Annotated in this window: 4 protein-coding genes; all 4 read left to right on the forward strand. The window is 63.8% G+C overall.

Annotated features, from left to right (window positions below; translation table 11 throughout):
- Positions 1-1671 (forward strand): DUF927 domain-containing protein (locus B4920_RS25540; RefSeq protein ID WP_139379630.1); only part of this gene is annotated, 1671 nt, incomplete at its 5' end.
- Positions 1672-1740: 69 nt separating this feature from the next.
- Positions 1741-4269, forward strand: a complete 2529-nt coding sequence (locus tag B4920_RS25545; protein ID WP_079437559.1) for a phage tail tape measure C-terminal domain-containing protein — start codon at positions 1741-1743, stop codon at positions 4267-4269.
- Entirely contained in the window at positions 4266-4766 is a 501-nt protein-coding gene (locus B4920_RS25550; RefSeq protein ID WP_079437560.1) for an HK97-gp10 family putative phage morphogenesis protein, read from the forward strand. Before B4920_RS25545 ends, B4920_RS25550 begins: the two co-directional genes overlap by 4 nt.
- Before the next feature lie 20 nt (positions 4767-4786).
- The gene (locus B4920_RS25555) at positions 4787-5050 is read left to right on the forward strand and encodes a hypothetical protein (RefSeq protein ID WP_079437561.1); all 264 of its coding nucleotides are present in this window, start codon (positions 4787-4789) and stop codon (positions 5048-5050) included.
- Positions 5051-5136: the final 86 nt, after the last annotated feature.

Here is a 5136-nt window from a genome sequence, read left to right on the forward strand (position 1 = left end):
CCGCTGGAGATCACGCACCTGGTGCGCGATTCCAAGGGCGAAGGCTGGTGCCGTCTGGCGACGTTCCAGGATCACGACGGCCGCCGCCGCCGCGTGCTGGTGCCCGACGAGATGCTGGAAGGCGATGGCGCTGCCCTGGCGAAGTTGCTTCGCGGGCACGGTCTCTTCATCGGCGACAACAAGGGTGGGCTGTTGAAGATGTATGTCAATCGATCCCGCCCTGCGGCGCGTGCCCGTGTGACGGGCCGGATCGGTTGGCACAAGGATGTTAATAACGAGTCGTGTCGCTGGTCATTTGTAGTCGGCGGCGAGCGTGACCCCATTGCCACAGAAGGCGCGGAGCTCTGGCTTCACCAGGCGGTGGGAAGCGGTCACGCTCAGTTCAAGCAGGAAGGCAGCCTGGAGCAATGGCGTACCTATGTAGCGGCGCTGGCCGTTGGGAATTCCCGCCTCGCTTTCGCTATTTCGGCAGCGTTTGCCGGCGGGCTCTGCTGGCTACACCCCAACATCGCTGGGGGGTTCCATTGGATGGGAACCAGTAGCCTGGGTAAATCGGGCTTGCTCCTGGCGGCCGCCAGCCTGTGTGGCTCGCCCGAGTTCCGCAAAAGCTGGTTGCAGACAGGTACTGCAGTCGAAATGCTGGCCGCCGGCCACTGCGATGCGCCGCTTCTCCTCGATGAACTCAAGCAGTCCGGCAACCCCCGCGACGTGGCCCAGGCCGCCTACATGCTCGCCAGCGGCCAGGGCAAGGGCCGCGGGCAGGCAACCGGAGGGCTTCGGGAAACGGCGGCGTTCTCGCTGCTGTTCCAGTCGAACGGCGAACTGGGCCTGACTCAGTTTCTCGAGGAGAACCAGGAGCGCGCCTACGCCGGCCAGGAGGTGCGGTTCTGCGAACTGCCCGCCGATGCCGAGGCCGGTTTCGGCTGCTGGGAGACACTACACGGCCAGCCTGATGGGGCCCGCTTCTCGGAACACCTCCAGCAGCAAGCCAAAGAGCACTACGGCTCGGCCTATCCGGAGTTCATCCGCCGTGTGCTCGACCACAGGTCAGCAATGCCGGCCGAGTTCGAGCAACTCCGGATCAGCTTCGAGAAGCGCGCCCTCTCCGACAAGGCCGGCTCTCAGGCGATCCGTGCGGCAACCCGCTTTGCTGCCGTGGCCTATGCCGGCGAGAAGGCCACCGAATGGGGGCTGACGGGGTGGCCACAGGGGGAAGCGATCAACGCCGCAGGCCGCCTTTTCCGCGATTGGCTGCATGTGTTCGGCGGCGAAGAGAACCGCGAGCCCCGAAAGATGGTGGAGCAGGTACAGGCCTGGATTCAGGCCCATGCCGGCGGTCGGCTGGAAGACTGGCGACGGCCTTCCGTGGTCGATAGTCACGCTCCAAGAACAATGAACCGCGCGGGCTGGAAGCGCCCTACGGCCGAGAGTTCGGCGCTGCATGAGAAGGATCACGTGTTCGAATACCTGATCTATCCGACGGTTTTCAAGCAAGAGATATGCACCGGCTTTGACCCGTGCCAGGTGGTAAAGGAACTGCTCAAGCGCGGTCTCTTGGCCCACGGCGATGGCAAGAACATCCCCGTGAAGGTTCGCGAGCCCGGCGCCGGCTACAGCCGCCTCTACCTCCTCACCCCCGCCATCACAGGAAGCCTGGACGGCGACGACTGAACCCCCAGCCCGCGCCGTCGGGCGCAGGTGCGGTCTGGTCTTTCATCGCGCCCTTCAGGAGTATTACCTATGGCATCACTCGGCTCGTTGGCCGTCTCCCTTTCGGCAGAGACCGCCAACTTTGAATCAGCCCTGAACCGGGCCGCCGATCTCACCAAGCAGTTTGGCAAAGCCTCCAATGACAACTTGAACGTCATGGCCCAGGTGGACGCCATGCTCGCGCGAGGCTCGCAGACCTTGACCAGCTTCGGCGGCATCGTCGGAAACGACCTGGTTTCGGCTTTCGATAAGGCCAAGTCGGCCATGGCCAACTTCGCAATGGGGTCCCTGGGCATCGGTGCAGGCCTGGGGGTTTCGTCCATCGTCAGCCAGATGGACAAAGCCATTTCCAGCATGGCGGAACTAAAGGATATGTCTGAGAAGACAGGCGCTCGCGTGCAGGCACTGTCAGCGCTCAGTGCCACCGCCAAACAAGCCGGCATCGAAATGGGCACCGTGGAAACCGGCCTGGTCCGCATGGCCAAGGCCATGTCCGGGGCCGACGACGAAGCCAAGGGCGCCGGCCAGGCGCTCAGTGCCCTGGGACTGTCAGCCAAGGATCTGCGGCAGATGGATACGGCCGATGCCCTCAAGACCGTGGCCGACAAGATGAGCGACTACCGCGACGGCGCCGGCAAGACCGCCCTGGCCCTGGACCTCTTCGGCAAGAGCGGGGCGCAGTTGTTGCCCTTCCTGAAGGAACTGGCCGAACGCCAGGATCTGGTCGGCAAGGTGACGGACGAAGCCGCCTACATGGCCGATCACTACGAAAAGGCACTGCAACGCCTCACGGCCGGCACCAGCACGTTCTACCGCACGCTGGCCATGGACGCACTGCCAACGCTCAACACCTTCGTCGACCGCATGAACGATGGGACGAAGATCGCCGGGGGCTTCTGGAAGGCCCTCAACACCTTCGGCATTGGCAGCTTTCTGGGCGGCGCCAAGGTGGATATCGACGAGATCCAGAAGCGCCTGGCCGATCTGCAGGCCCAGCGGACCAGGATCATGTCGACGGTCAATCCACCCAACCCTGAAATGGCGGCGGGGGCGCTCCGCTATGTGGAACAGCAGATCGAGGCCGTCCAAAAGCAGATCGCTTTCCAGAACCTCCTCAAGGAGAAGCAGGAACGCCCCGTCGTCTATGCGGACAACGCGGCAGCAGTGGCCAAGGCCTACGCCAGTTACAGCACAGAAATCCAGCGGGCGGCCCAGCTTGCCCTAGCCGCCGCCAACTTCCCGGACTCCGCGATTGCCGAGCAGGCAAAGCCAGTCCTCAAGTACACGCCCCGTGCCTCGCCGCTCGATGACCAGAAGATCGTGGATACCAGCCGGCAGGTGCTGGATGGGCTGCTGAAGGAACAGGAACGCCGCATCCAGGCGGAAAAGGATCTGCTCGGCCAACGGACGGCCATGCTGGACCGCAGCTACAAGGACGATCTGACGAGCATCGGAAGCTACTACGCCGACCGAGCCAGTGCGATCAAGCAGAGCACGGACAACGCGGCAGTGGCCTATGCCAAGGAAGAACAGATTCTGAAGGACTTCCTGTCTCGTACCACTGACACGCGCCTGAAGGCGGAAGCCCAGAACAAACTGGCCGATGTGAAGGACCGCAGCGCGCGCTCCATGCAGGACGGCAGCGCCAAGCTGGAGCAGAACGCCTTCGATCAGGCCAAGGCCTACGAGCAGTTGGGCCGGCAGCTGGAGGCGTTGGACGCCCGTTACCAGTCGCTCCGGGGCAATGCCGAGGCGGCCGCGGCGATGACCTTCGATACGCAGAATGCCGCCCTCGCCAAGCGGCTGGAAATCGAGGGGCTGACCGATGCGCTCGACAAACTCCAAGCCCTGCGAGACAGGGCCATCGAGAGCGCTTCGACGACCGCCGAGGCCGGCACCAGTCGGGCGATTCGGGCCTACATCAGCGATGTGCAGAACGTCGGCAAGTCGGTCGAATCCTCGCTGACCCGCAGCTTCAGCACGATGGAAGACGCCCTGGTCAGCTTCACCACGACCGGGAAGCTCAATTTCAAGAGCTTCTCCGACTCGATCATTGCCGACATCGTGCGCATCCAGGTGCGCCAGCAGATGGCTGGCATGCTGTCGGGCAGCGGCGGCTTCATCAATGCGGTGACCGGCTTCCTGGGTCTGTCGACGGCGAGTACGTCCGCGACCTACTCCCTGGCGTCGGGCTCCAACCTGACCAGCATGGGCGGTGGGCAGGGCCTCAAGCTGCCGTCCTTCGACGTGGGGACCAACTATGTGCCCAAGGACATGATCGCCATGATCCATGAAGGCGAAATGATCGTCCCGAAGGCCTTCAACGCCGCGGCCAGCAACGTAGCGGGCCGGCAAGGTGTGGTGGTCAATGTCGTCGAGTCGCCGGGCAACGGTGGCCAGGTGCAGCAGTCGCAGGGCCCTGGCGGCGTGGATGTGATCACCGTCCTCGTGGAACGGGTCAAGGGGGCCGTGGCGGGCGACATCGCCAAGAGCGGCAACATTGCCAAGATCATGGAGCAGCGCTACGGCCTGAGCCCCGCCATGGGGGCCGTGCGATGACTTCCAGCATCGACATCAAGGGCGTGGCTGCCATCGCCCAAGCCCTGCAGGAGCTGCCCAAGCGGGTCGCCAAGAACGCCCTGCGGGCGGCCGTCTATGCCGGTGCGGCCGTGATCCGGGACGAAGCCAAGCAGCAGGCCCCCGAGTACCACGGGAAGGTCAGGGATGGGCACCCGCCGCCGGGCACCCTCAAGCGGGCACTTGCCGTCAAACGGGTGCAGGCCGACTGCACGCCCACCCGCGAGGTGGCACAGGTCTATGTCCGCCAGGCCAAGAACGGATCGGTCGGACAGAAGAACGTGAAGGCCTACGGCCGGACCGATGCCTACTACTGGCGCTGGGTGGAATTCGGCACCAGCAAGATGGCTGCCCATCCCTTCATGCGCCCGGCCTTCGAAGCCAAGAAACAGGCTGCGCTCGAAGCCATCGTCACCAAGCTGGTGGAGCGCATCGAGCAGGAAGCCCTTCAACTCAACACGACGGGCCCGCAGGCCTGACCCCATTCAGGAGAGTCACCATGATGTTTCAGAAGCAGAAGCAAGACCCCGCCCGCGAACAGATCCGCGCCGTCCTCGAACCGATCAAGCAAGCCTTGATGACTGAGGTTGGCAAGATCCAGGCGGAGATCCGCGGCGGTACGGAAGCGCTCGGCGAGGTGCAGCAGTTCCAGAACCAGCAGTTCAAGCTGATCAACGATGTGCTCGAACAGCTCAAGGTGCTCGATGCCCGCGTGACAAAGCTCGAAGCCCGGGCGGCCGTTGAAGCCCTGACAGCCGATTGAAGCAGCGTGCCGCGCCCGTCCAAAAGCAGATGGGTGCGGCCATGCCATCAGGGTTGAAAACTCATGATTGACTGGTCTGAACTTGT

Source organism: Zoogloea sp. LCSB751 (genome assembly GCF_002028455.1).
Lineage (GTDB): Bacteria > Pseudomonadota > Gammaproteobacteria > Burkholderiales > Rhodocyclaceae > Zoogloea.